The sequence below is a fragment of the Spirosoma montaniterrae genome, from assembly GCF_001988955.1.
In the GTDB taxonomy this organism is placed as follows: domain Bacteria; phylum Bacteroidota; class Bacteroidia; order Cytophagales; family Spirosomataceae; genus Spirosoma; species Spirosoma montaniterrae.
Map to the genome: position 1 here is coordinate 3,377,762 of NZ_CP014263.1, position 22,408 is coordinate 3,400,169.

At 51.7% G+C, this 22,408-nt stretch carries 22 protein-coding genes; 14 read left to right on the plus strand and 8 right to left on the minus strand.

All coding sequences use genetic code 11. The features are described 5' to 3' along the window. Nucleotides 1-3 precede the first annotated feature (3 nt). The 7 genes from AWR27_RS14605 to AWR27_RS14635 all read left to right on the plus strand — a co-directional run bounded on the left by AWR27_RS14605 (nt 4) and on the right by AWR27_RS14635 (nt 6,063). Nucleotides 4-771 (plus strand): class I SAM-dependent methyltransferase, encoded by a 768-nt coding sequence (locus AWR27_RS14605; protein WP_077131845.1) that lies wholly within the window; start codon nt 4-6, stop codon nt 769-771. Nucleotides 772-883: 112 nt separating this feature from the next. After that, nucleotides 884-1,648: a hypothetical protein gene (locus AWR27_RS14610; protein WP_077131846.1), complete on the plus strand. Its 765-nt coding sequence runs from the start codon at nt 884-886 to the stop codon at nt 1,646-1,648. Then, on the plus strand, nt 1,645-2,064 hold the full coding sequence (locus AWR27_RS14615; RefSeq protein ID WP_077131847.1) for a DUF2846 domain-containing protein: 420 nt from the start codon (nt 1,645-1,647) through the stop codon (nt 2,062-2,064). Before AWR27_RS14610 ends, AWR27_RS14615 begins: the two co-directional genes overlap by 4 nt. A 112-nt stretch (nt 2,065-2,176) precedes the next feature. Continuing rightward, nucleotides 2,177-3,190: a sensor histidine kinase gene (locus AWR27_RS14620; RefSeq protein WP_077131848.1), complete on the plus strand. Its 1,014-nt coding sequence runs from the start codon at nt 2,177-2,179 to the stop codon at nt 3,188-3,190. A 21-nt stretch (nt 3,191-3,211) separates the two neighbouring features. Next, nucleotides 3,212-3,892 (plus strand): LytR/AlgR family response regulator transcription factor, encoded by a 681-nt coding sequence (locus tag AWR27_RS14625; RefSeq protein WP_077131849.1) that lies wholly within the window; start codon nt 3,212-3,214, stop codon nt 3,890-3,892. A 117-nt stretch (nt 3,893-4,009) separates the two neighbouring features. After that, entirely contained in the window at nt 4,010-4,861 is an 852-nt protein-coding gene (locus AWR27_RS14630) for a sugar phosphate isomerase/epimerase family protein (protein WP_077131850.1), read from the plus strand. A gap of 203 nt (nt 4,862-5,064) precedes the next feature. Then, the gene (locus AWR27_RS14635) at nt 5,065-6,063 is read left to right on the plus strand and encodes a hypothetical protein (protein ID WP_157579226.1); all 999 of its coding nucleotides are present in this window, start codon (nt 5,065-5,067) and stop codon (nt 6,061-6,063) included. Between the two features lie 88 nt (nt 6,064-6,151). On the opposite strand, the gene AWR27_RS14640 is transcribed toward AWR27_RS14635, so the two are convergent. From AWR27_RS14640 to AWR27_RS14650, 3 genes are read right to left on the minus strand one after another with little or no spacing between them, the layout of a single operon-like run. After that, nucleotides 6,152-6,631: a Uma2 family endonuclease gene (locus AWR27_RS14640; RefSeq protein ID WP_077131852.1), complete on the minus strand. Its 480-nt coding sequence runs from the start codon at nt 6,629-6,631 to the stop codon at nt 6,152-6,154. Nucleotides 6,632-6,673: 42 nt separating this feature from the next. Next, the gene (locus tag AWR27_RS14645) at nt 6,674-8,959 is read right to left on the minus strand and encodes an FdhF/YdeP family oxidoreductase (protein WP_077131853.1); all 2,286 of its coding nucleotides are present in this window, start codon (nt 8,957-8,959) and stop codon (nt 6,674-6,676) included. A gap of 2 nt (nt 8,960-8,961) precedes the next feature. After that, nucleotides 8,962-10,035, minus strand: a complete 1,074-nt coding sequence (locus tag AWR27_RS14650) for an App1 family protein (protein ID WP_077134005.1) — start codon at nt 10,033-10,035, stop codon at nt 8,962-8,964. 48 nt (nt 10,036-10,083) lie between these two features. On the opposite strand from AWR27_RS14650, the gene AWR27_RS14655 reads away from it, so the two are divergent. Beyond that, a complete protein-coding gene (locus AWR27_RS14655) occupies nt 10,084-10,950 on the plus strand; it encodes a diacylglycerol/lipid kinase family protein (RefSeq protein ID WP_077131854.1) in 867 nt (288 codons plus the stop codon). Here the strand turns inward: AWR27_RS14655 and fdhD are convergent. Both fdhD and pyrR read right to left on the minus strand, forming a co-directional pair. After that, nucleotides 10,898-11,773: a formate dehydrogenase accessory sulfurtransferase FdhD gene (gene fdhD, locus AWR27_RS14660; RefSeq protein ID WP_077131855.1), complete on the minus strand. Its 876-nt coding sequence runs from the start codon at nt 11,771-11,773 to the stop codon at nt 10,898-10,900. The two genes, AWR27_RS14655 and fdhD, sit on opposite strands and share 53 nt — an antisense overlap. 27 nt (nt 11,774-11,800) lie before the next feature. After that, nucleotides 11,801-12,340: a bifunctional pyr operon transcriptional regulator/uracil phosphoribosyltransferase PyrR gene (gene pyrR, locus AWR27_RS14665; protein WP_077134006.1), complete on the minus strand. Its 540-nt coding sequence runs from the start codon at nt 12,338-12,340 to the stop codon at nt 11,801-11,803. 96 nt (nt 12,341-12,436) lie between these two features. Here pyrR and pth point away from each other — a divergent pair, with 96 nt between their 5' ends. Next, complete coding sequence (pth, locus tag AWR27_RS14670) at nt 12,437-13,000, plus strand: aminoacyl-tRNA hydrolase (protein WP_077131856.1); 564 nt, start codon at nt 12,437-12,439, stop codon at nt 12,998-13,000. A 288-nt stretch (nt 13,001-13,288) separates the two neighbouring features. After that, on the plus strand, nt 13,289-13,681 hold the full coding sequence (locus tag AWR27_RS14675; protein WP_232325840.1) for a hypothetical protein: 393 nt from the start codon (nt 13,289-13,291) through the stop codon (nt 13,679-13,681). A gap of 189 nt (nt 13,682-13,870) precedes the next feature. Here the strand turns inward: AWR27_RS14675 and AWR27_RS14680 are convergent, their stop codons facing one another. The 3 genes from AWR27_RS14680 to AWR27_RS14690 form a co-directional block, all read right to left on the minus strand. Beyond that, a complete protein-coding gene (locus tag AWR27_RS14680) occupies nt 13,871-14,500 on the minus strand; it encodes a carbonic anhydrase (protein WP_077131858.1) in 630 nt (209 codons plus the stop codon). Nucleotides 14,501-14,749: 249 nt separating this feature from the next. Beyond that, nucleotides 14,750-17,236, minus strand: coding sequence for an outer membrane beta-barrel protein (locus AWR27_RS14685; RefSeq protein WP_077131859.1), 2,487 nt, complete (start codon nt 17,234-17,236; stop codon nt 14,750-14,752). Nucleotides 17,237-17,604: 368 nt separating this feature from the next. Further along, nucleotides 17,605-18,321: an outer membrane beta-barrel protein gene (locus tag AWR27_RS14690; RefSeq protein WP_077131860.1), complete on the minus strand. Its 717-nt coding sequence runs from the start codon at nt 18,319-18,321 to the stop codon at nt 17,605-17,607. 268 nt (nt 18,322-18,589) lie between these two features. Between AWR27_RS14690 and AWR27_RS14695 the strand changes: the two genes are divergently transcribed. The 4 genes from AWR27_RS14695 (at nt 18,590) to serA (ending at nt 22,361) form a co-directional block, all read left to right on the plus strand. Beyond that, nucleotides 18,590-19,642: a YheT family hydrolase gene (locus AWR27_RS14695; RefSeq protein ID WP_077131861.1), complete on the plus strand. Its 1,053-nt coding sequence runs from the start codon at nt 18,590-18,592 to the stop codon at nt 19,640-19,642. A gap of 4 nt (nt 19,643-19,646) precedes the next feature. Beyond that, a complete protein-coding gene (locus tag AWR27_RS14700; protein ID WP_077131862.1) occupies nt 19,647-19,937 on the plus strand; it encodes a nucleotidyltransferase family protein in 291 nt (96 codons plus the stop codon). Continuing rightward, nucleotides 19,918-20,286, plus strand: coding sequence for a HepT-like ribonuclease domain-containing protein (locus AWR27_RS14705; protein ID WP_077131863.1), 369 nt, complete (start codon nt 19,918-19,920; stop codon nt 20,284-20,286). The genes AWR27_RS14700 and AWR27_RS14705 overlap by 20 nt, the downstream gene beginning before the upstream one ends. 125 nt (nt 20,287-20,411) lie before the next feature. Then, nucleotides 20,412-22,361, plus strand: a complete 1,950-nt coding sequence (gene serA / locus AWR27_RS14710) for a phosphoglycerate dehydrogenase (RefSeq protein WP_077131864.1) — start codon at nt 20,412-20,414, stop codon at nt 22,359-22,361. Nucleotides 22,362-22,408: the final 47 nt, after the last annotated feature.

Sequence of the window (22,408 nt, forward strand, 5' to 3'; positions counted from 1 at the left end):
CAAATGTACAAAACCACCGAAATAACCTCCGCCGAAATCGCGTCTGATAATCCCGTTCATCAGCGGCTGCTGTTTCCGTATGTCGAAGCGGCCCGGATGGTTAGCGGCAACGTGCTTGAAATTGGCTGCGGCTGGGGCCGGGGGCTGGAACTCCTCACCAAAGCCGCCGACCACTACACGGGCGTCGACAAAAATAAAGACCTGATTGCGGCCCTCAGTGCCGAATACCGCAACGCTACCTTTATTGCGGCCAACATTCCGCCCCTTGCCAACCTGCCCAGCAATACCTTCGATTACATCGTAACGTTTCAGGTAATCGAACACATCGAGAACGACGACCTGTTCGTAAAAGAAGCGCACCGGGTGCTGAAGCCGGGCGGCAAACTGCTACTGACAACGGTTAACAAAGCGTTCTCGCTGACGCGTAACCCCTGGCACGTGCGCGAATACTACGCCGATGGGCTGCGTTCGCTGATGGCGAACTACTTTCCGGCAGTAGAAACGCGCGGTATTCATGGCAACGACAAGGTAATGACCTATTATCAACAGAACCGGGAGTCGGTGAAAAAGCTGACCCGCTTCGACGTGTTCAACCTGCAATACCGCCTGCCCCGCCGACTGCTGCAAGTACCCTACGATCTGATGAATCGGCTGAACCGCAACCGGCTGCTACAAGCCGACGGCCTTGCCGCCGAAATCAATTACACCGATTACCTCGTGAGCAACGACCCGGCGGGAAGTCTGGATTTTTTCTACGTTGCCACGAAGTAGACCACAAGAGAATACGATTTCCCCACAAACCTTGCCCGGTTGCCCACACGTTGTTGGTGGCGCAGCCGGGCAAGGTTTGTTTTGTAGCGGTCATAACTATCAGTTAATCTGTATGAAACGCTATCTATTTGTTCTTCTGCTGACGGTCACGGTCGCTCACGGTCAGGTCGATTCTACGTTTACCGATTCATTACCGGCCAGACAGACATTCCGATTTGGCGTGAGCACCGAACTGGGGACTGCCCTGACGTTCACTAACTTACCAGAATTTCGTTCGTTTCTGCGATCAAACCAAATTACTCCGCCCCCCATTTATGGTAATAGCTTTGTTTTCAATTTTGGTGTCCGAATCAACAGGGTTAAAGTGCTCGCTCAGCATAATTTATTACTGATTAACATAGGAGCCTCTTCTCCCAACGGCTGGGTAGTACGTTCACAGGGAGCGAGTTACACAGGGCTGTCTGTTGGCTTCGATCTACTAAACAATCGCAATCGTCGGCTATATGTAGGCGGTGGTTTAGGTGGTTTCAACACTGACTTTAACCTATACCGACGTGCTACCCAGCCTGTTTCATTTGGGTCGGTGTTGCAAACTGTTCCGGCGGGCAGCGTCCCGTCGCTACGGCTAATCGGTGCGGGTTGCGTTGACGTCTATCTTGAATACGGGCAGCGCGAGAAGCGTAATCGAAGCGTGGAAAGTGTGATACGGTTAGGCTATCGACGGGGTACAACCAGACGAAGTTGGGAGTCAGACGCTTACACGTTTACGAACCCGATTACCGAACGGGTAAGTCAGGTCTATCTTCAGGCAACAATTGCTTTTTCTGTAAATTCGAATCGGTTTCTGCAAATTTATACCCGACGCCCAACGCCATGAGAACGCTGTTTATCTGGTGGTTTCTGGGTATGACAAGCCTCGATCACATACCTTTATCTCAAACCGAACCCGCCACGCTTATCATTTACCGGCAACGCGAGTTTGGCAGCCGCTCCTATACAATCTACGTCAACGGAAAACGCCTGTCGTGGCTTTCGGCCAACCGCTATTTACAGGCCGAAGTACCGGCAGGCCGGGTCAGTATTGAGTCGAAGCGTAACTACTTTACTGAAAATAAAACGATTGCTTTTCCGGTTGAGCCGGGCCGAACGTATTACGTAAAAGCGGTGGAAGACGTTGATTTTCTGACACAATCGCTGCTGCTGGCGCGGGTCCGCGATGAACAGGCCAAACCGGAGTTAAAGAAAATCAAACCGATGGAACCCGACACCGAGACAAACCCTAATAATGAGTAATTTGCCGCACCCCACCCCAACCCCTCCCCAGAAGGGAGGGGCTTCCACGGGAAGCTTACGAGCATAAGCCCCTCCCTTCTGGGGAGGGGTTGGGGTGGGGTCAATAAAACCTATGAGAACCCTTTGGCCCAAACTCCTCCTCGCCCTCGTACTCGTTACGCTGCTGACGTATTGGGGCCATCGGCTAACCGAAGACCTCGAACAGCCGCTCGGCGAAATGCTGCCCGATCTGGGCGGGCTGGCGCGGTATCTGCTGGGCGTTGGCGTGCTGCTGGTTTTACTGGGGGCAGTGGCCCATGCCAACTACGGGCTGGCGTTTCGGCGGTGGATGCTCCGGCCCAACACCGCGCCCTATTACTGGATTTGGGTGTGCATACTGGCATGGCTCATCTTTGAAGGGTTACAGATTCGCACCGAAGCCGCGCCGGAGTTTGTCGATGAAAATCTGCTTGTGATGGGCGTGGTCGTTACGTTCATCATCGGGTATGGCTACGTAGCCGATTACCTCCGCACCCGGCGCGACCAGCTTCGGCTCGAAAAACAAACTACCGAAGCCGAGCTAACGGCACTGCGGGCGCAGATAAATCCGCATTTTCTGTTCAATGTCCTGAACACGATTTACAGCGAGGCTCAACGTGCCAAAAACAGCTACGTGGCCGACCTGATCGGGCAACTGGCCGGGCTGATGCGCTACACGCTTCAGGAGGCTAACCGTCCGCAAACGCCCGTCATGACCGAGTTGGCATTCATCGAAAAATACGTAACCCTGCAACGTGCCCGACTGCCCCAGACCGAAACCGTTCGGGTCAGCCTGCACATCGACTCCGACGACCAACCCGCCTACATGGCTCCACTCCTGCTGATTCCGTTCGTGGAAAATGCGTTTCAATACGGCATTAGTCTCGATCAGCCATCGTATATTGACATTGACATTGGGTTTGAGAATCGGCAACTAATCATGCACGTCGTCAACAGCCGACCGACCGGCTCGGCCCACCGCCACGGGGCCGGAACGGGCATTCGCAATACTCGCCAACGGCTCGAGCGTGCTTACCCCGCCCGGCATGAATTACGCCTTGACGACAAACCGACCGAGTTTGCCGTTTTTTTACGCATCGACTTATAACAGCCTATTCAGCAGCCCATTATGCTACACGCCATTGCCATTGACGACGAACCTGCCGCCCTCGACGTGTTGAGTCGCTACGCCGAAAAAGTGCCGTTTTTGCGACTCGGTCCCACATTCACCAGCACGACCGACGCGCTGGCCTATCTGCACCAAAACCGCGTCGATCTGCTGTTTCTCGACATTCAGATGCCCGACCTGCCGGGTACCGAGTTTGCGCGATTGGTGGCCCCGCTCCAGATTCCTGTCGTGTTTACCACCGCCTATGCCGATTACGCGCTGGAAGGCTTCACGCTTCAGGCTCTCGACTACCTGCTGAAGCCCATTGAATTTGGGCGGTTTCTGCAAGCCTGCAACCGGGCCTACGCGCAGTTGGCTAACCGGGCGGGGCAACCGTCGAGTATTTTTGTGAAAGATGGCTACGACTGGGTGCGGGTCGATCTGGGCGAGGTGTTGTACATGCAGTCGGATACGAACCTGCTCTTTATTCACGAAAAGACCCGGCAGGTTTGCACCCGTATGACGGTTTCCGACATGCTGGCGACGCTGCCCGCCGATCAGTTCGTGCGCGTTCACAAGTCGTACATTGTAGCATTACGGGCGATCCGTAAAATTGAGCGGCATCAGCTTACCGTTGGCAACGTCACTATTCCGCTGGCAGGCAGCTACCGCGACATGCTCGAACAGCGGCTGCGGTTATGAGATAGACCGTAACGCGGGTGGAAACCCGCATTGGGTGATGGAAAAGCGGGTTTCCACCCGCGTTACAATTTTCGCTATCTTGGCCCAAAAGAGCGGGCGTTTGTCCGCGTTACCTCTATGACCTTTACCCGACGTTCGTTTTTACAACAGACCGCTGCTACTGTGGCTGGTGTTGCCCTTTTCCCTTCCGCTCTCCAGGCCGCAGCAACCGTTACCCGGCCCGGCCTACAACTCTACTCCCTGCGCGACGACATGGAGAAGGATGCCCGCGCCACGCTGGCGCAGGTAGCGGCAATGGGCTACAAAGAAATCGAAAGCTACCCCGGCAGCAAGGGCTTTTTGTGGGGTATGACGCCCGCTGAGTTTAAGACTTATATGAAAGAACTGGGCCTGACGCCCGTCAGTACGCATACGGGCGTTGAAAAAAACATGCCTGAGTTGATGCAGCAAGCCGCCGAAGCCGGGTTCAAAAACTTCGTGGTGTCGTGGATTGGCAAGGAAAAGCGCGAAAACCTCGACGGCTTCCGCAAAATCGCCGACGAGTTTAACGGCTTTGGTGAGATGGCGAAAAAGAACGGCTTGCTATTCGGCTACCACAACCACGACTACCCCTTCATTGACCTGGAAGGTCAGGTACCGTTCGACATTCTGCTGACCCGCACCGACCCCAAACTGGTAAGCTACGAACTCGACGTGTTTTGGGTGGTAGAACCGGGCAAAGACCCCATTACGTATTTCCAGAAATACCCCGGTCGGTTCTCGATGGCCCATATCAAAGACCGCGACCCGCAAAACGCCAAATACTCGACCATTATCGGGCAGGGCGATTTGCCGCTAAACAAGATGATGACAGCCGCCCAGAAAGCGGGCGTGAAACACTACTTCGTGGAAGTAGAAGAGTACGGCAAACTGACCCCCACCGAGAGCGTCCGCCAGTCGATTGAGGGAATGAAGAAATTGGTGTTTTAACGATTGGAGCGCATCCAGCTTTTGTTAGGGCAGAGGCTGGGTGTGCTTTTTATTTTAGTGTAGCGTTTTATTCGGGTTGCCAGCAGCTTTGGCTATATTTTCCAATATTGTAAATATTATACAGTAAACGTATACAACATATCTACAGTAAAATAGGTTATACAAATACTTATTCTACCGTAAATAAAAATAAACTATTTAAGATGACTACTAAGCTTTATCCCATTTTGACTCTTTGTTTAGTCACCTTACTAACGGCATGTAATCCGAAAGTAGATAGCCCTATTCAACAGGTTATAACACCGACATCGCCAGTAACATCTGTAACATCCGTTGCAGCCCCTAATTTATCTGATCCGCTGATTCCCGACTCAATAAATGCTTACAGACCCAAGTTTGGTAATGCTACAACTATACGTCAGTTCCCTTTCGGCTTAGCCAATCAACCAACTACAGGGCTGCGACTGGTCAGAATGCTTTATAATGATAAGACTGTACGTAGCTATCGATACGATGAACAACGCCGTTTAGCTCAACGAACAGATTACTACACGAATGGTATTCATATAGTTAGGCAATTTACATATAGATACGGAGTAAATGGGATTCTTTCTATCGACTCCCAGCTAAATAAGGAAGCCCCGGTTGTAGAGGGCTATCCGCAACGGAGTGATCTGATTCCAAGTGCTACTGTTGCGTTCACTACCACAAATGACTCGTTGTCTCGGATTGAGAAGAGTACGCAAACCGAATTTGCTGTTCATAAAATAGAGCTTGGCAATACCCGGGCCAGGTTGGGATTCAACCAGCATGGCGTATTGGTTTGGGAAGAAATAATTGATGAGAAAGGCAAGATAAGTCAATACGCTTTATATCGGCCTGACGAGATGGGCAATATAGGATTCAGTCGTACTGGGTCTTTGTCTAATCAATGGGAGACCTTCAAGTTTACCTATGACAACAAGCCTAATCCCTTTAAAACAACTGGGGATGCTCTACCAGGAAACTTTAGCAGTCTACATGGAATTAGTGTTGCGACTAACCTTAATAACGCTCTAACTCAATTGTATATCAACTCACAAGGTGGTCGCATTGAGTGGCATTACGTCTATGAATATCGCCCGGACGGATACCCACGTCGTATGCTATCTTACCGTGATAAGGAGCTTGACGGGACCATAGAATTCGTTTATAACCAATAGCCAAAGCAGATACTTCTTTGTCTTTTCTGGCCTGCATAAATTTATTCTGCTTCCGACAAAGAAATCAACTCAAACATTGAACAGCTTTTTAGCCAAAAATCTCACTCAGTTGGAGTTCAATACCTGTAGCAGCGTCCGTTAGCGTGTCGGTTTCGGAGTAGAAACGGTATTTGCCGAACGACGAGTAGACCGAAATGGCCTGGAAACTGGGCATCACTAACCAACACGATTGAACGCCCGCATTGAAATATCGCTCGAACTTAGCGAGAATCTCATCGTGCGCCTGAGAAGGCGAAATGATCTCAATTACCGTCAGCGGCATCTGTGTCATGCTCGTAACGTCGTGCAGAAAGTCGATCTTGAGCTTTGGGTAAATGGCAATGTCGGGAACCGTATCAGGGCGTTCCGGCATACTTAGATTCAGTTCCGATAAAATGGTGTGGGTCTTACGGTAACGATAATCTAAACTGACGAGCAGGTTTTTCTGCACGTAAGCATGGTTTAAGGTGGGCGTAGGTTTTCCGCGCTCACGCTCGTAATCAGACAGGGCCTCAATGACAGCTTCCATAGCATAAACTATTTCCCCAAAGATAGTAAAAGTCCTGCTACGTTACGCGCCCTCTACTGTCACAACAATCGACTTGGAGGTGGGGGTGTGGCTTTTTTCGGCGACGGAGTCGATGGGAATCAGCACGTTGGTTTCGGGGAAATAAGCCGCACAGCAGCCGTGTGGAATGTCGTAAGGCACTACGATGAACTGGCGGGCGGTGCGGGTTTTGCCGTCGTACTGGCTGTGAATGTTCACCACTTGTTTGTCGCGGAGGTTTAGCCGGGTTATGTCGTCGGGGTTCATGAGCAGCACGCGCCGTTCGTTGTAAATGCCCCGGTAGCGGTCGTCGTTGCCGTACACGGTGGTGTTGAACTGGTCGTGGCTGCGAATGGTCATCAGCAGCAGTTCGCCGGGTTTTAGCGTTCGGGTTGTCAGGGGGTTAACGGTGAAATGGGCTTTCCCGTCTTTAGTCGTGAACCGGCGTTCGCGGGGGCCGTTGGGCAGGTAGAAACCGCCCGGCTTGCGGATGCGTTCGTTGTAGTTGTCAAAGCCCGGCACCACCTGCTCAATCAGGTCGCGGATGCGGTCGTAATCAGCGATAAGGTCGCGCCAGTTGTAGGGCCGAAGCTCCAACCCTGCCCGCTCGGCCAATTCGGCGATAATCGCGACTTCGCTTTTCATCTGCCCCGGCACCGGCTCCACAATACCGTGCGACTGTGCCACCACGCCTGTCGTGCTTTCGCACGAAACGAACTGTTCGCCGGTAGCCTGCCGGTCGATGTCGGTGCGGCCCAGGCAAGGCAGAATCAGAGCCGTTTCGCCCGTGATAAGGTGACTCCGATTGAGTTTGGTCGAGACGTGAACGGTCAGTTTGCACCGGCGCAGGGCATCGGCGGTGTAGTCGGTATCGGAAACGGCCATTGCGAAGTTGCCGCCCAATCCGAAGAAAACCGTTGCTCGGCCTTCGTACATGGCCCGCACCGAGGCCACCGTGTCGTAGCCAGGTTCGCGGAGCGGTTTGAAGCCGAAGACACGTTCGAGAGCATCTAAAAACTCAGGCTTCGGCTTTTCGTAAATGCCCATTGTGCGGTCGCCCTGCACGTTGCTGTGGCCGCGAATGGGCGACGCGCCACCGCCCTCGATGCCGATGCTGCCCTTTAGCAACAGCAGGTTGATAATCTCGTTGATGGTGTGAACGGCATTTTTGTGCTGCGTCAGGCCCATTGCCCAGCAGATAATCAGCTTCGGCGTGTGCTTGAACAGGGCAACCGCTTCCCGAATCTGCGCTACCGTCAAACCGCACTGAGCCGCCAGGCCGTCCAGATCGTGGGCGGCAAGGCTTTGCACATAAGCTTCGTAGTCAGCCGTGTATTCCCGAATGAAGTTTCGGTCAATCACCTTGCCCGGTGTTTTGGCCTCTTCTTCGAGCAGTATTTTCCCCATTGCTTTCAGCAGCGCGAGGTCGGTATTGATCGGAATTTGCAGGAAAATGTCGGTCAGTTTTTCGCTACCGAGCAGCATATCGCGGGGGCTTTGCGGGTATTTGAACGCCAGCAAACCCGTTTCGCGCAGCGGGTTTACGGCGATGATTTTGGCTCCGTTGCGCTTGGCCTGCTCTAAGGGCGTCAGCATCCGGGGCGCGTTGGTGCCGGGATTCTGACCCATAATCATGATGACGTCGGCCTTTTCATAATCATCATATTTGACCGATGCCTTGCCTAACCCAATCGTTTCGCCGAGGGCCACGCTCGTTGATTCGTGACACATGTTCGAGCAGTCGGGCATGTTGTTGGTGCCGTACATTCTGACGAACAACTGGTACAGAAAAGCCGCTTCGTTGCTGGTACGGCCCGACGTGTAAAAGATGGCTTCGTCGGGCGAATCGAGCGCACGAAGCTGATCGGCAATGAGTTGAAACGCATCGTCCCAGCCAATGGGTTCGTAATGTGTAGCACCCCCACGCAGCACCATTGGGTGGGTAAGCCGCCCCTGCTGCCCCAGCCAGAGGTCGGTTTTCTGAAGCAGGTCGACTACGGAATACCGTTGAAACAGCACCGGCGAGGCCGTGTGTTTGTCCATGACCTCATCGGCCACGGCCTTCGCGCCACTCTCGCAGTACTCGGCCACACCCGACCGCTCGCCGTCGGGGTCGGGCCAGGCGCAGGAGGGGCAGTCGTAGCCATCTTTCTGGTTTAGCTTAACGAGTGCTTTCCAGCCGCGACCGATGCCAGTGCCGTTCAGTACGTGTTCAAACGATTTGACGACGGCAGTCAGGCCAGCCGCTTCGGTTTTGGGTTGGCCGGTTTTTAGCTTGCCGGTAAGCTCTTCGGGCGGTGTATTGGTCATGGTCAGGTTGCCACTAAGCCCAGCTCAACAGAATGCTGCCGAGCGTCGGCACTGTGGGCGAAATAAAAACAAGGTACGTTTTTTGCTTCAATCCGGCTCAACGTGGCGCGGGTTTCGGGCTGATTTTTGCCGTGAACCTGCCGGATATACACGCAGCGAACCTGATTTGGAAAATGCTCTACTATCGATGCATAGATAGTCGGGTCTTCCTGCGTATCGTCGCCAAGCAAAATAAACTGCTGGTCGGGGTACGTTTCGAGAATGCGTACAATCCGGTCAAATTTGGTGCGGTGTTTATTTTGGCCGGTTTTCAGCAGTTGCCCAATCTGTTTAAGCTGACTCAGCAGGTAAACGCCCACAGGCAGGCCGTTCTTTTCCGAAAAGTCCAGAATGTAATCATACAGATTCCACTCGCTGCTCGACACGTAGAAAAACGCATTGCTACGGTCGGCTCCGCTGTGGGCTTCGGCCAATAGCTGATAATGAGCGACTACGCCCTCAAATGGCTCCCGGCTGTGTGCGTTCTGAGTCAGCAGTACGTTCAGTCGCTTCAGGATAGTAGCCGAATGCGAAATCAGGAACGTATCGTCGATGTCGGAAATGCAGGCCAGCCGCGTTGGGTGCGGCACCAATATTTGTCCCTCCCCTTCGGCCAGTACGGTTTCGGGCGTAATCGTCTGCGCCATCAGTTCGACCCGCACCGGATGCCAGCCAGGCAATAAAGACCGATTGAGCGGCAAACTGACCCGGAAAAATCCGTCAGGGTCGGCGCGGGTGTCAATAGTTTGCTCACCAAACCGTACCCGAATCGTGGCTTCGGGGTAAGGCTTTACCAGAAATAATCGGATCAGACTGAACAGGTTAACAAAGAAATCATTCCGGTATTTCTTGCGCGGAAAGGCTGAACGCCGGAACACCGTCCCCTGAATGGTTAGCTGGTTGGTATTACCAAAACCGCGATATACTTTCACGGTAGGCCGGTCGGTAAGCCGCAGCCATGTTAAGAAATAGTGGCGTAGCGTACCTTTCAGGCTTGTTGTTTGTTTATCAGATGGCGCAGTACGAACAGCTTCCATAGCGTTGAGTCGGTATCCGTCGATAATAACCACCAAAACGGCAAGAAGTTGACTTATTTATTTGCCATTAACCCCGTTTCGGGTGGGCGCGACAAATCGGACTGGGAAGAGGCCATTCGGGCGTATTTCGCCGACCTGCCCCATACGGCACATTTGTTTCATCTGAACGGACAGACCGACGATGAACTGATTCGGCAGCAAATTGCCCAACACCAGCCCGACCGGGTGGTGGCCGTTGGGGGCGATGGCACCCTGAAAAGCGTAGCGACGCAACTGCTTGGCACGGGTATGCCACTGGGCCTGTTGCCTGCCGGATCGGCCAACGGTATGGCCCGCGAACTGGGCATCCCGCCCGACGCAGCCGGGAGTCTCGACGTGCTGGTGAACGGAACGCCCAAAGCCATCGACGTGATTTCGGTCAACGATGATATTTGTCTGCATTTGAGTGATATTGGACTGAATGCCCGCGTGGTAATGCACTACCAGCAGAACAACTGGCGCGGCATGTTCGGCTACGTGCGGGCGGTGCTAAAGGCGTTACGAAAACGGCGGCTGCTTCAGGTGGAAATTAATCTGGGCGACGTATGTGTACAGCGGGCCGCGCTGATGGTAGTGCTGGCAAACGCCCGTATGTATGGCACGGGGGCAGTTATCAACCCCGACGGCGATTTATCGGACGGTCAGTTTGAAGTGGTTGTTTTTCGGCGGTTGTCGGTCTGGGAGATTATCAAACTATTCTGGCGGTATAAGCCGTTCAACGCGAAACACATCGAAATCTTCCCGGCTACGTCGATTACGGTCAGCACACGCCGAAAAGCGTATTTTCAGGTCGATGGTGAGTATCGGGGGCGGGTCGGCGAAGTTAATGCCCGTGTGCTGCCGGGGGCGTTGCAGGTGCTGATGCCTGCGTTATGAGCCGGTCGGGTTCGGTGTAGATATTGAACCGGTCGTCGCGCACGAAACCGACCAGCGTCATGCGGGCTTCGCGGGCCATCTGCACCGCCAGACTCGACGGAGCACCCACAGCCGCCAGCAGCGGCACACCCGCCCGCCAGCTTTTCTGCACGAGTTCGACGCCGATGCGCCCGCTCAGGAAAATGCCGCAGTCCGACAGCGGCAACCAGCCTTTCCAGAAAGCCGCGCCAATGAGCTTATCGAGCGCGTTGTGCCGCCCGATGTCCTCGCGCACGAGTCGTATTGTACCGTCGGCGTCGAAAAGCGCGGCTGCATGAATACCGCCCGTGTGGGCAAAAGCCGTTTGTAGTTGCCGAACGCGGTCGGGCAAATTGTGAACAATAGCTGAATCAACCGAAAAATCAGCCATTAGCGGGCCGTTAGTATGCGCCATTGCCGCTTCGATGGTAGTCTTGCCGCATAGCCCGCAACTGGCCGAGCTAACCGTGATGCGTTCAAGCCGTTGCCAATCGACTGCCAGACCGGGCCGGAGTTCTACACGAATTACGTTGCCCTCTTTTTCAGCGTCCTGCACACAATGGCGGCACGAAAGCACGTCGGCGGGCTGTTGAATGATGTTTTCAGCGTATAAAAATCCCGTTGCCAATTCAGCATCCACGCCGGGCGTCCGCATGGTTACGACCAGACTGCGTTGTTGCCGGTCCTGGGCGGGGCCATAGCCAAGCCGGATTTCGAGCGGTTCTTCAACGGCCAGCAGATCAGGCGTTTCGGTGGTCACGTTTTGAACAACGCGTCGGACAACAGTGGGCGCAACAAAGGGCATATTCTTCTGTCGAGGTCATTCAAATTATCATTCTACGAGCCAGATGCGGTCGGCGTCGGCTCCCTGCTCAGTCCATTCGACCAATACCCGCTGCGATTCGAGCGTGTTGACGCGCTTGCCGGTGTAGTCGGGCCTGATGGGCAGATCGCGGTTATACCGCCGGTCAATCAGCACCAGCAGTTCAACTTTGCGCGGTCGTCCGAAGGCGGTCATAGCATCGAGTGCAGCCCGAACCATGCGACCCGTTGCCAGCACGTCGTCGATCAGCACTACACGTTTATTGTCAACTACAAATGGCACGTGCGTAGCATTAGGGCGCAGGGGCGTATCGCGTCGGCGAAAATCGTCGCGGTAAAACGTTGCATCCAGATACCCCAACGGCACCTCACGACCCAGCGAGCGGCTAAGTTCGCGGGCCATCCGCTCGGCAAAATAAATACCACGCGGCTGCATACCAAGCAGTACCGTGTCGGCAAAATCCTGGTGGTTTTCAATTAACTGTTGCGCCAGTCGGCTAATCACGATCTCGAGCAACGGACTGGAGAGAATCAGGCGTTGGTGGTTCATGGAGTAAAAATAGCGGTTCATTGTGGGCCATTGGTCATTAGCCATTTGTTTTTGCTTGTATAATTTTGCGAGCCAATTATAAATGGCAACTACTCGATGACTAAATTTCTTATCGTCGGCCTGGGCAACATTGGGCCAGAATATGCAATGACCCGGCATAACGCTGGCTTTATGGTTCTCGACCGGATGGCCGCTCAATATGGTTTTGGGTTTAGCATGACCCGGCTGGCCTATACCGCCAAGTGGCAACACAAAGGCAAACAACTGTTTTTTGTGAAACCCACTACCTACATGAACCTTAGCGGACGAGCGGTAGCGTATTATTTAAAACAGGAAAACATTCCGGTCGAAAACCTGCTGGTCATTACCGACGATAAAGATTTGCCGTTTGGCAAGCTGCGGTTGAAGCCCAAAGGGTCGGCAGGCGGGCACAACGGTTTGCGGAACATCGATGAAGTACTGACCACGCAGGAATACGCCCGGCTTCGGGTTGGTATCGGCAGCAATTTTTCGAAAGGCCGACAGGTCGATTTTGTGTTGGGGGAGTTTCCAGACGATGAAGTAAGCCAACTTCCTGAGTATTTGGACCGGGCTGGCGATGCTGTACTCAGCTTTTGTACTATGGGCATACAGCAAACTATGAATAATTACAATCAATGATATAAATTTTTGAAGAATTTTTCAAAACAAAACAACCATATTAAAATAATACAACAACCCAACTACGACAAATAATATTCCGAAAGAAAGACTTTTTCAATCATAAAAAGAGAATAAATTTACAATTACAGGACTTTATTCGGAATAAAATTTTACCAAGGACACAATTGCATTTTGGATTATCCAAACTTCTACAGACATTTGTGCGTTCATTAACTGAAACCAAAATAGAACAATACAATGAAATCGCGTGTTATCTTTGCATCGTTGATCCTCGGAGTAGGATTGATGATTTCCAAGGCAGACGCGGCTACCACCACCAACACTGATGATAGCCCGGCAGCCAACAAGCCGGCAAGTGTGATGCTTGTCAATGATTCGCTGATGCAGTTCGCTGCGTATGTCGGTCAGAACAATGTCAAGTTTGCGCAGACTACCAACTGGCAGAATTTTATGAGCGTGTTGTCACTTTATAACCAAAGCCCGGCGGCTGTACTGAACATCAGCCCTGCCAGCCGTGTCAGGTTTAACGAAGCTCTCGCTCAGGTGAACATACAACTGGCTAACGCAAATAATACGGAAGCCACCCGTTGGCTGAATCAGGCTGACTACACGGCCCGGATGATTAATTTCCTCTGGAACGTAAATCAGCCAGTAAACGAAGCTCCTGACGTTCAGTGATTTGAAATAAACGCTGAAATCGACAGGTTTTCGGAACAAGAAAGAGTAAAAGTTAGTTTTTCATGTAGAAAAGGTTAAGGGTTTAGGAATAGTCAGTATAAGGTTCTCTGCACGATCAGGGAACCTTATCTTTTTTATGGCAACCCCAAGAGATTTTTTACACCCCTTTGAGGTTGCCTTAGCCCTCCCCTACTTCAATTGATATACCTTTAATTCGTCGGTGAATTTGCTCATATCAATTTCCAGATCTTTCACCGTTCCCGTAGCAATGTCATACACCCAGCCATGAATGCGCGGGTATTCGCCTTTAGCCCGTGCGTGTTGCACAAATGAAAATTTCATAATATTCAGGCACTGCTCCTGTACGTTAAGCTCAACCAGCCGGCGGAAGCGGGCATTTTCATCAGGCAAGGCATTCAACTCATCCCGATGAAGCCGGTATACATCGTCAATATTGCGGAGCCAGATGTTTAGTTTACCAAGGTCTTTGTTATCTAAAGCAGCCCGAACGCCCCCGCAACCGTAGTGCCCGCACACAATGATATGCTTCACGTGCAAATACTCGACGGCATACTGCGTTACAGATATCGAACTGATATCGTTGTTAGGAATCAGGTTGGCAACGTTGCGATACACAAACACCTCGCCCGGACTAACACCCATAAAATTTTCAGGCTGAACCCGGCTGTCGGAACAGCCAATGTACAGAAACTCAGGTTCCTGGCCTAAAGCCATCTGCGAAAAGTAAGTTGGGTCTTGGGCCAGTTGGCTGGCGACCCATTCGCGGTTGTTCTCAAAAACTTTTTCGTAAAGCGACATAGGGGTGAACGTTGTTTTTCTAATTTAACCTGAAAAGTGAAAAGAGTGTTGAGATTGCAAGATAATCAGTCCACTAACAAAAAAGCCATTCCTCAAGTCGGGAATGGCTTTTCGCATTTTCTTAACCTAAACTAAGTCCACTGATGGTTGAGTGATCAAGTTATTGAATGATTGAATTGTTGAATGATTGAATGGAGTGGTCGGGTAACGGACCCATTCAATCACTCTATCATTCTATCATTCAATCATTCAATTATTTCCCCCCGCCCGGCTTTGCTCGCTCGATGTGGCGCTTTGGCGTTGGCGGGCTGCTTTTACGTCTTGATTACCGAAACGATAGGTGAATGTGAGGTTGAACCGGCGGCTCTCCCAACGCGACAGCACGAAGAAGTTGATATCCTGCACCTGCGCCCGCCCCCGGAAGTAGTTGAGCCAGAACGGGTCGCTAATGTTCAGCTTAATATTGCCTTTGCCGTCCATCACTTTCTTTTGCACACCGAGTGCGAAACCGCCCATCGCCTGCGCCTGATAGAATCCATACAACGCGGGCGAATTGTACCAACCCGACAGTTCGGCAGTCAGCGTTTTACTGATGGTAAAGTTGTTCGAGGTGTAGAGATTGTACGTAAACTGCTTGATCTCAAACGGTGTGCCCGAATACACGGCCTGATAGTACTGATAGTGCCCGGCTACATTGTTCTGCATCCGCCACCATTTGGCTACTACAACCGGGAAGCTCACGTTCAGGTTGAGGTTATCCAAATGACCGAGATTTTCGGCAATCACGTAGGTGATATTTTGCTCAGGTATTTGCCGGGGCGTTTCGCGGTTGATAAAGTCGGTAGTGCGGCTAAAACCCAGCGTAGTTGTGATGGCCCCCTTGTAAACGTGCGTCAACTCAACCGCATTGGTATACTGCGGGCGCAGAAACGGGTTGCCCTGCTGATAGGTGAACGGGTCTAAGTAAAACACAAACGGATTCAGGTTCTGGTAGTCGGGCCGGTCGATTCGACGGCTGAACGAGAAGTTCAGGACATTTGTCGAATCCAACTGTCGCGACAGAAAAAGCGTTGGAAACAGATTCAGGTAGTTCCGCTCCACGCGTTGACTGAGTGTGAGCGAGTTACCCACCGAGTGCGTATGTTCGGCCCGCAGCCCGGCCTGTACTTTCAGCTTTTTGCCCAGTGTGCCAGCGTAGTTTACATAAGCTGCGTTGATGTTTTCGTCGTACAGGAAGTGGTTTGAGCGGCTGGCATCGAACAGCCATTCGCGGGCTTCCTGCCGTAGCGTATCGAAAATAGTGTTGTTATCGGCTTTCACTAAACTGGTTTTCAACCCGGCCTCAAACTTGGCTCCGTTTTTCAGGGGATGCACATAATCTGTTTTGAATGCCATAATGTTGATAACAGAAGGCATTTGGTTGCGTATATCCTGCCGGGGGCGCGTCGGTACGTTTTCGGCATTCAGATACACGGTGCCGAGGTTCGATTGGTTGGTGCCGCTGTAGCGAACATAGTCGGCATCGACAGTCAGTTCGCGCCCTTTTCCGTCAAATTCATATTTGTAGTTGATGTTGCCGGTATAATTGGTCAGCGGATTTTTGAAATAGGTTTCGGTAGTAGCTTTGCTGGTAAGCTGTTGATTTTCATTAAAAATCAGCGTGTTATTCAACCCCGGCGACTCCCAGACATTCACAAAACCGTTGAACAGTACGCCAATGGTACTTTTCGAGTTAATGAAATAATCCAGGCCGGTTTTGTACGAATGCCCTACAAACTGATTAGGCCGAAACGAGCGTTGTTCAAAGAACGTATTACGCCCCTCAAACGGAATTACCCGGTTGATTTCATTGTACTGCGCGCTCTGCCGATTTACGTAGCTGTAATTACCAAACACGTTTACCTTACTGTCGCGGTGATTCAGGTTGAGCGATGTATTAAACTTGGGCAGGTCGTCGCGCTGACCGTTCAGGTTGTTGAACCAGCCGTAGCCAGTGCCGACAATAAATGAGCCGTTGGTGCCAAAGTTTTTGTTCTTTTTCATCTTAATATTGATGATCCCCGAATTACCAGCCGCATCGTATTTTGAGCCGGGATTGGTAATAATCTCAATCGACGCAATATTGTCGGACGGTGTATTTTTGAGCAGATTCGACACTTCCTGCTGCGAAAGGTAGGTTTGCTTGCCATCGATGTAGACAATTACGCCCGATTTTCCTTTTAGCTGAATCTGATCGTTTTGCCGGTCGATGGTCACGCCGGGTGCTTTTTCCAGTACTTCGAGAGCCGTATTGCCACTGGCAACAATGCTGTTTTCTACGTTTACCACGGTGCGGTCAACCTGCTGCTCGATAAATGGTTTCTGGCCTGTTACCTTCACTTCGGTCAGGTTTTTCGATTCTTCGGCCATTGCCAGGGCGGGTAATTCAAAAGCGGGCTGTGCTTCGTTAATCGCGAACGGTACACTATACGTTTTGCGATAACCGATCTGTTGCGCTACCACCCGGTAGTTGCCCGCGCCTACATTCTCAAAGGCATATTTCCCGTCTGTGTCGCTGATGGCTCCTTTCACCAGCGTTGAGTCCTGTGCTTTTAGCAGCATCATGGTCGTAAACTCAAGGGGCTTACCGCTGGTTGTTGCTACCTGCCCGCTCACTGTGCCTCGCTTCAGGACTTGCCCAAATGCCGTTGTCAGAGCGGCTATGAAGAAGATTGAACAGAGAAAAGTCGTTTTCATGGGGTGATACTCGGATGAGTGATGTTTGTTCAGCACTTAGTACATGGCAAAGGTAGGTAGCTTGCATCACAAAGTACTGTTTCTTACACAGGCGGTTTTTTCGCCGGGATGAGTGGATTTGAAACCGGAAGTCTGACCCGTCTGAATCGTCTGAACCAGGACGCTGGCCCGGCAGGATTAGCCTGGATTTACGGGATTAAACAGGATTGATTAGGCTCAGACAGCTAAAAGATGAAGATTCGTTTCAGATGTTGCATCCTGTACTGTGATTCGTCGGATTATTTTGACCGACTATGATCAGCTCGCCTTCGGCGATGAATCAATAAAATCATAGTCGGTCAAAATAATCCGACGAATCACAGTGCAGATTACAGCTTCACGCCTACGGCCCAGACACTGGCGTTGGGACCTTCGCCGGAGCGGAAGGGGCTGTTTGGTTCGTAGCGAACGAAGAGTTTACCTTCGCCCCGGAAGCCGAGTTCGGTGGTCAGGCCCCAGCGAATAGGATTGAGGTTAAACGCGCCGTGCGTCCGAACAGTCGAGCCGCCGACGGGTTTCACCGACGTATAACTGTCGAGCCGCATACCGGCGTAGGCTCCCGCATTCAGCGTAAAACGCGATCTGAACTTTATGTTCAGCATCAGCGGCAAATTCAGTTGCGTGGTTACAACCTTCGATTTGCGTAGTTCATTAGGAGCGGCTTCAACGATAAGCTGATTGTTTTGCTCGATTAGCCGGTTATTTCCTTCAAACATGAAGTTGTTCCAGGCCACTTCAGGGCCGGTAATCAGGCGAAACTTTGTCGAGCCGCTGGTGCCGAGTGGAATACGTTTGTGCCATGCCAGAGCCACAAAGCGCGAACCGATGGGCCGGAAATCGTAGCCAGTGGGCATTCCTGCGCCAAAGGCGTTAATGCCGAGATAGATACTGAAATCGTTAACGACACGGTCGAAGGAACGAGCGGGTTTCCGAACGGTCGTTACGGTTGAGTCGGTTTGGGTGGTGATTGTAACCGTGGTCTGGGCAAAGGCAGTGGCCGAAGCAGCAATGAAAGCCGAAGTCAGGAGGTGTTTTACGGTATTCATGACGATTGTGTGCGTATAGCGTTTTGAAAAAGTTGTCTGATTATCAACCCCTTCAGAACTGTTTGCGCGGGCCCTTGCGATTCGTTCCTTGTGTTGTTTGACGGGTAGATGTAAAACGGGCCGGGAGAGGTTGCACGGTCGCCGAAACTTTTTCGTTTTTCTGTTACACGCCCGCTAATTGCGTGATTTCGGGCTTTTTAATAAGTAGATACCACTAAAAGCAGCGCAGAATCTTTACCTTTGCGGCTTCAATCATCCGCGTTGGCCGATGCCGCTGATTGCCCCGTCGTCTTACGAACCGCCCGCCCACCTTTGGAATGGGCACCTGCAAACCATTATTCCTTCGTTGTTTCGTAAGGTTACAATTCCCTACGTCCGCGAGCGCATCAGCACACCCGATGATGACTTTCTGGATGTAGACTGGGCTTTTTCAGTTAAGAGTGAAAAGTTAAGAGTGAACAGTGAAGGGTTATTGGAATCAAACTTTTCACTCTTAACTTTTCACTCTTCATTAATCATTCTCTCTCACGGTCTCGAAGGCAGTTCGGCCAGCCCCTATTTGGTAGGCATGGCGAGATACATGAGCAGTCAGGGATTCGATTGTTTGGCGTGGCATTACCGCTCGTGCAGTGGCGAGATGAATCGGCAACAGCGGTTTTATCACATCGGCGAAACCGGCGATCTACATTTCATCATCAATTACGCGCTTACCAAAGGATATCAAACAATATACCTGATTGGCTTTAGCGCGGGTGGCAGCATGACGCTCAAGTATTTGGGCGAACAGGGCGCGGCCCTGCATCCGGCTATCAAACGCGCTGTCACGTTCTCGGTGCCGCTCGACCTGATGGGGTCGGCCCGGCGGCTCGAACAGTGGGATAGTTTGGTGTATAACTACCGATTCAACCGAACGCTAAAGCGCAAAATCGCGGAGAAGGCAGCCATCATGCCCGGCGTTTTCGACACAGCCAAGTTGCGACAGGCCCGGTCGGTGCGCGAGTTTGACAACCTGTTTACAGCCCCGCAAAACGGCTTTCGCGACGTAACAGACTATTACACAAAGAGCAGTTCGCTGCAATATTTACCGAAGATTGTCATACCAACGCTGATTGTCAGCGCGAAAAACGACCCATTTCTGTCGCCCGAATGTTTCCCCGAAGCGGTAGGGCAGGAACTCACCAACGTGTGGATGGAGTTTCCGAAAGCAGGAGGTCACTGCGGATTTCCACCCCGCACGGGCGGCATCAACGGCGATGGTACAAGCTTTCGGCCGTTCTGGTCAGAAGAGCGAGCTTTGGCATTTTTGATTGAAAACCAATAGGTATATGCAACTGAATCGGCCTATTATACAACAATTTTTGACGACGCAGCCCGTAAGAAGAGCCTATCTTTTTGGCTCGCAGGCCCGTAACGAGTCAACGTCTGAAAGCGACGTTGACATTCTGGTTGAGCTTGATGACACCGCCGACTTATTTCAGTTCGCCAATATGCAGTTGCAGTTGTCTAAACTCTTGCAGATGCCGGTTGATTTAGTTTCGGCAAACGGCGTTTCGCCCTACATACGGCCATTTATTGAGCAAGACAAAATACTGATTTATGAAAAACAAGATCAGTGAATTGGCACGACTCAATCATATGCACGAAGCGTTGGGTCACATTATGCAGTTTACCAACGGGCTTACGTATGAAGAATACAGCCAGGACTTCAAGCTCCGGCTGGCATTACTAAAGCTGTTGGAAATTGTGGGAGAAGCCGCACGCTTTATTGGTGACGATACCCGGCTTAAGTTTAGCGACATTGAATGGGAAACGTTGTACGTAGTTCGAAACATTCTTGTACACGAGTACTTCGGCGTCGATTACGCCATAATCTGGCGTGCCATCCAAGAGAAGGTGCCGACGCTGCATGAAAAACCATCGGTTATCATTCAACAAACTGATAATCAGGGGTACAGCGTAGATTAGACATAGTCAACTATGAAATAGTCTGACGAACCATCACAACCCATCTCCCACCGCTAAAATTGACAATTGCTGACTTATTAATGAATGAATTTCCGGCTGACCCGGACGCACAACCTGACTGAACTATGCTCACCAATACACCCCCAACTACCCCCGCCGAACCGGCACGCCGGAGCGACGGCCCTGCCGAACAGACGTACTATATTATCGACTTCGACAGTACGTTTACCAAAGTAGAAGCGTTAGACGTGCTGGGTGAAATCTCGCTGGCTGGTCGGCCCGAACGCGACAACGTGCTGGCCCAGATCAAAGCCATTACAGACCGGGGCATGGCGGGTGAAATCTCGCTGGCCCAGTCGTTGTCGATGCGGCTCGAACTGCTCAGTGCCCACCGCGACCATCTGCCTGCGCTCGTCGAAGTATTATCGGATAAAGTGTCGGATTCGTTTCAGCGCAACCGGGCGTTTCTGACCGAAAACGCCAACAATATTTATATCGTATCGAGCGGGTTTCGCGAGTTCATCGTACCCATCGTAACGGCCCTGGGCGTGCGTGAAGACCATGTGTTTGCCAACACGTTTACATTCGATGACAAGGGAAATATTACTGGCTGCGATCCGGAAAACCCACTCTCGAAAGACCGGGGCAAAGTGCAACTCATGCGCGACCTCAACCTCGACGGCGACGTGTACGTAATTGGCGACGGCTACACCGACTATGAAATCCGCGAGTCGGGTTTGGCGAACAAGTTTTATGCCTTTACTGAGAATGTGATGCGCCCCAGCGTAGTTGAAAAAGCCGACCACATTGCGCCCTCACTCGATGATTTTTTGTTCGATAACAAATTGAGCCGCAGCCAGTCGTACCCCAAAAGCCGGATCAAAGTGCTGCTGCTGGAGAACGTTCATCCGGTGGCAGTACAACTCTTTGAACAGGAAGGGTTTAACGTTGAAATCCGCAAGGGTGCGCTCGATGAAGACGAGTTGATCGAAGCCATCCGCGACGTGTCGATTCTGGGTATTCGCTCAAAAACAAACGTTACGCGCCGGGTACTCGAACACGCCAACAAGCTCATGACAGTGGGCGCGTTTTGCATCGGCACCAACCAAATCGAACTCGATGCCTGCACCGAACGCGGCATCGCCGTATTCAATGCGCCCTACAGCAACACCCGCTCGGTAGTTGAACTGGCGATTGGCGAGATTATCATGCTCATCCGGGGCATTGTGCCGAAAAGCAATGCCATGCACCTCGGCACCTGGGATAAATCGGCCAAGAACAGCTACGAAGTGCGCGGTAAAAAGCTCGGCTTAGTCGGCTACGGTAATATCGGTACGCAGCTATCGGTCGTGGCCGAAGCTCTTGGCATGGAAGTGTATTTCTACGACGTTGTAGACAAACTCGCGCTCGGTAATGCCCGCAAATGCAAATCGCTGGATGAACTGCTGGCTATTGCCGACATCATCAGCCTGCACACCGACGGACGTGCCGACAATAAAAATCTGATCAGCTATCGTGAGTTTGGGCTGATGAAAAACGGGGTTATTTTTCTGAACCTTTCGCGCGGCCACGTTGTCGATATTCCGGCGTTGGTCGATGCCGTGGAGCGCGGCAAGGTAATTGGCGCGGGCATCGACGTGTTTCCGCATGAACCAAAGACCAACAACGAAGAGTTTATGAGTGCGCTGCGCCGATTGCCCAATGTAATTCTAACACCCCACATTGGCGGCAGCACCGAAGAAGCGCAGGCCAATATTGGCAGTTTCGTGCCGGGCAAGCTGCTCGAATACATGAACAACGGCAGCACCTACGGTAGCGTAAACTTCCCTGAACTGCAACTTCCGCTGCTGAAAGGCGCGCACCGGCTACTGCACATACACGCCAACGTACCGGGCATTCTGGCGAAGATGAACACCATTTTTGCCAACTACCACATCAATATTCAGGGGCAATACCTGAAAACCAACGAACACATCGGCTACGTAATTACCGATATTTCAAAAGAATATGCCGCCGAAGTGGTACATGAACTGCGGGCCATCGACAACACGATTAAGTTTAGATTGCTGTATTGATTGAATGGTTGAATGATTGAATGATTGAATGGGTCTGTTACCCTACT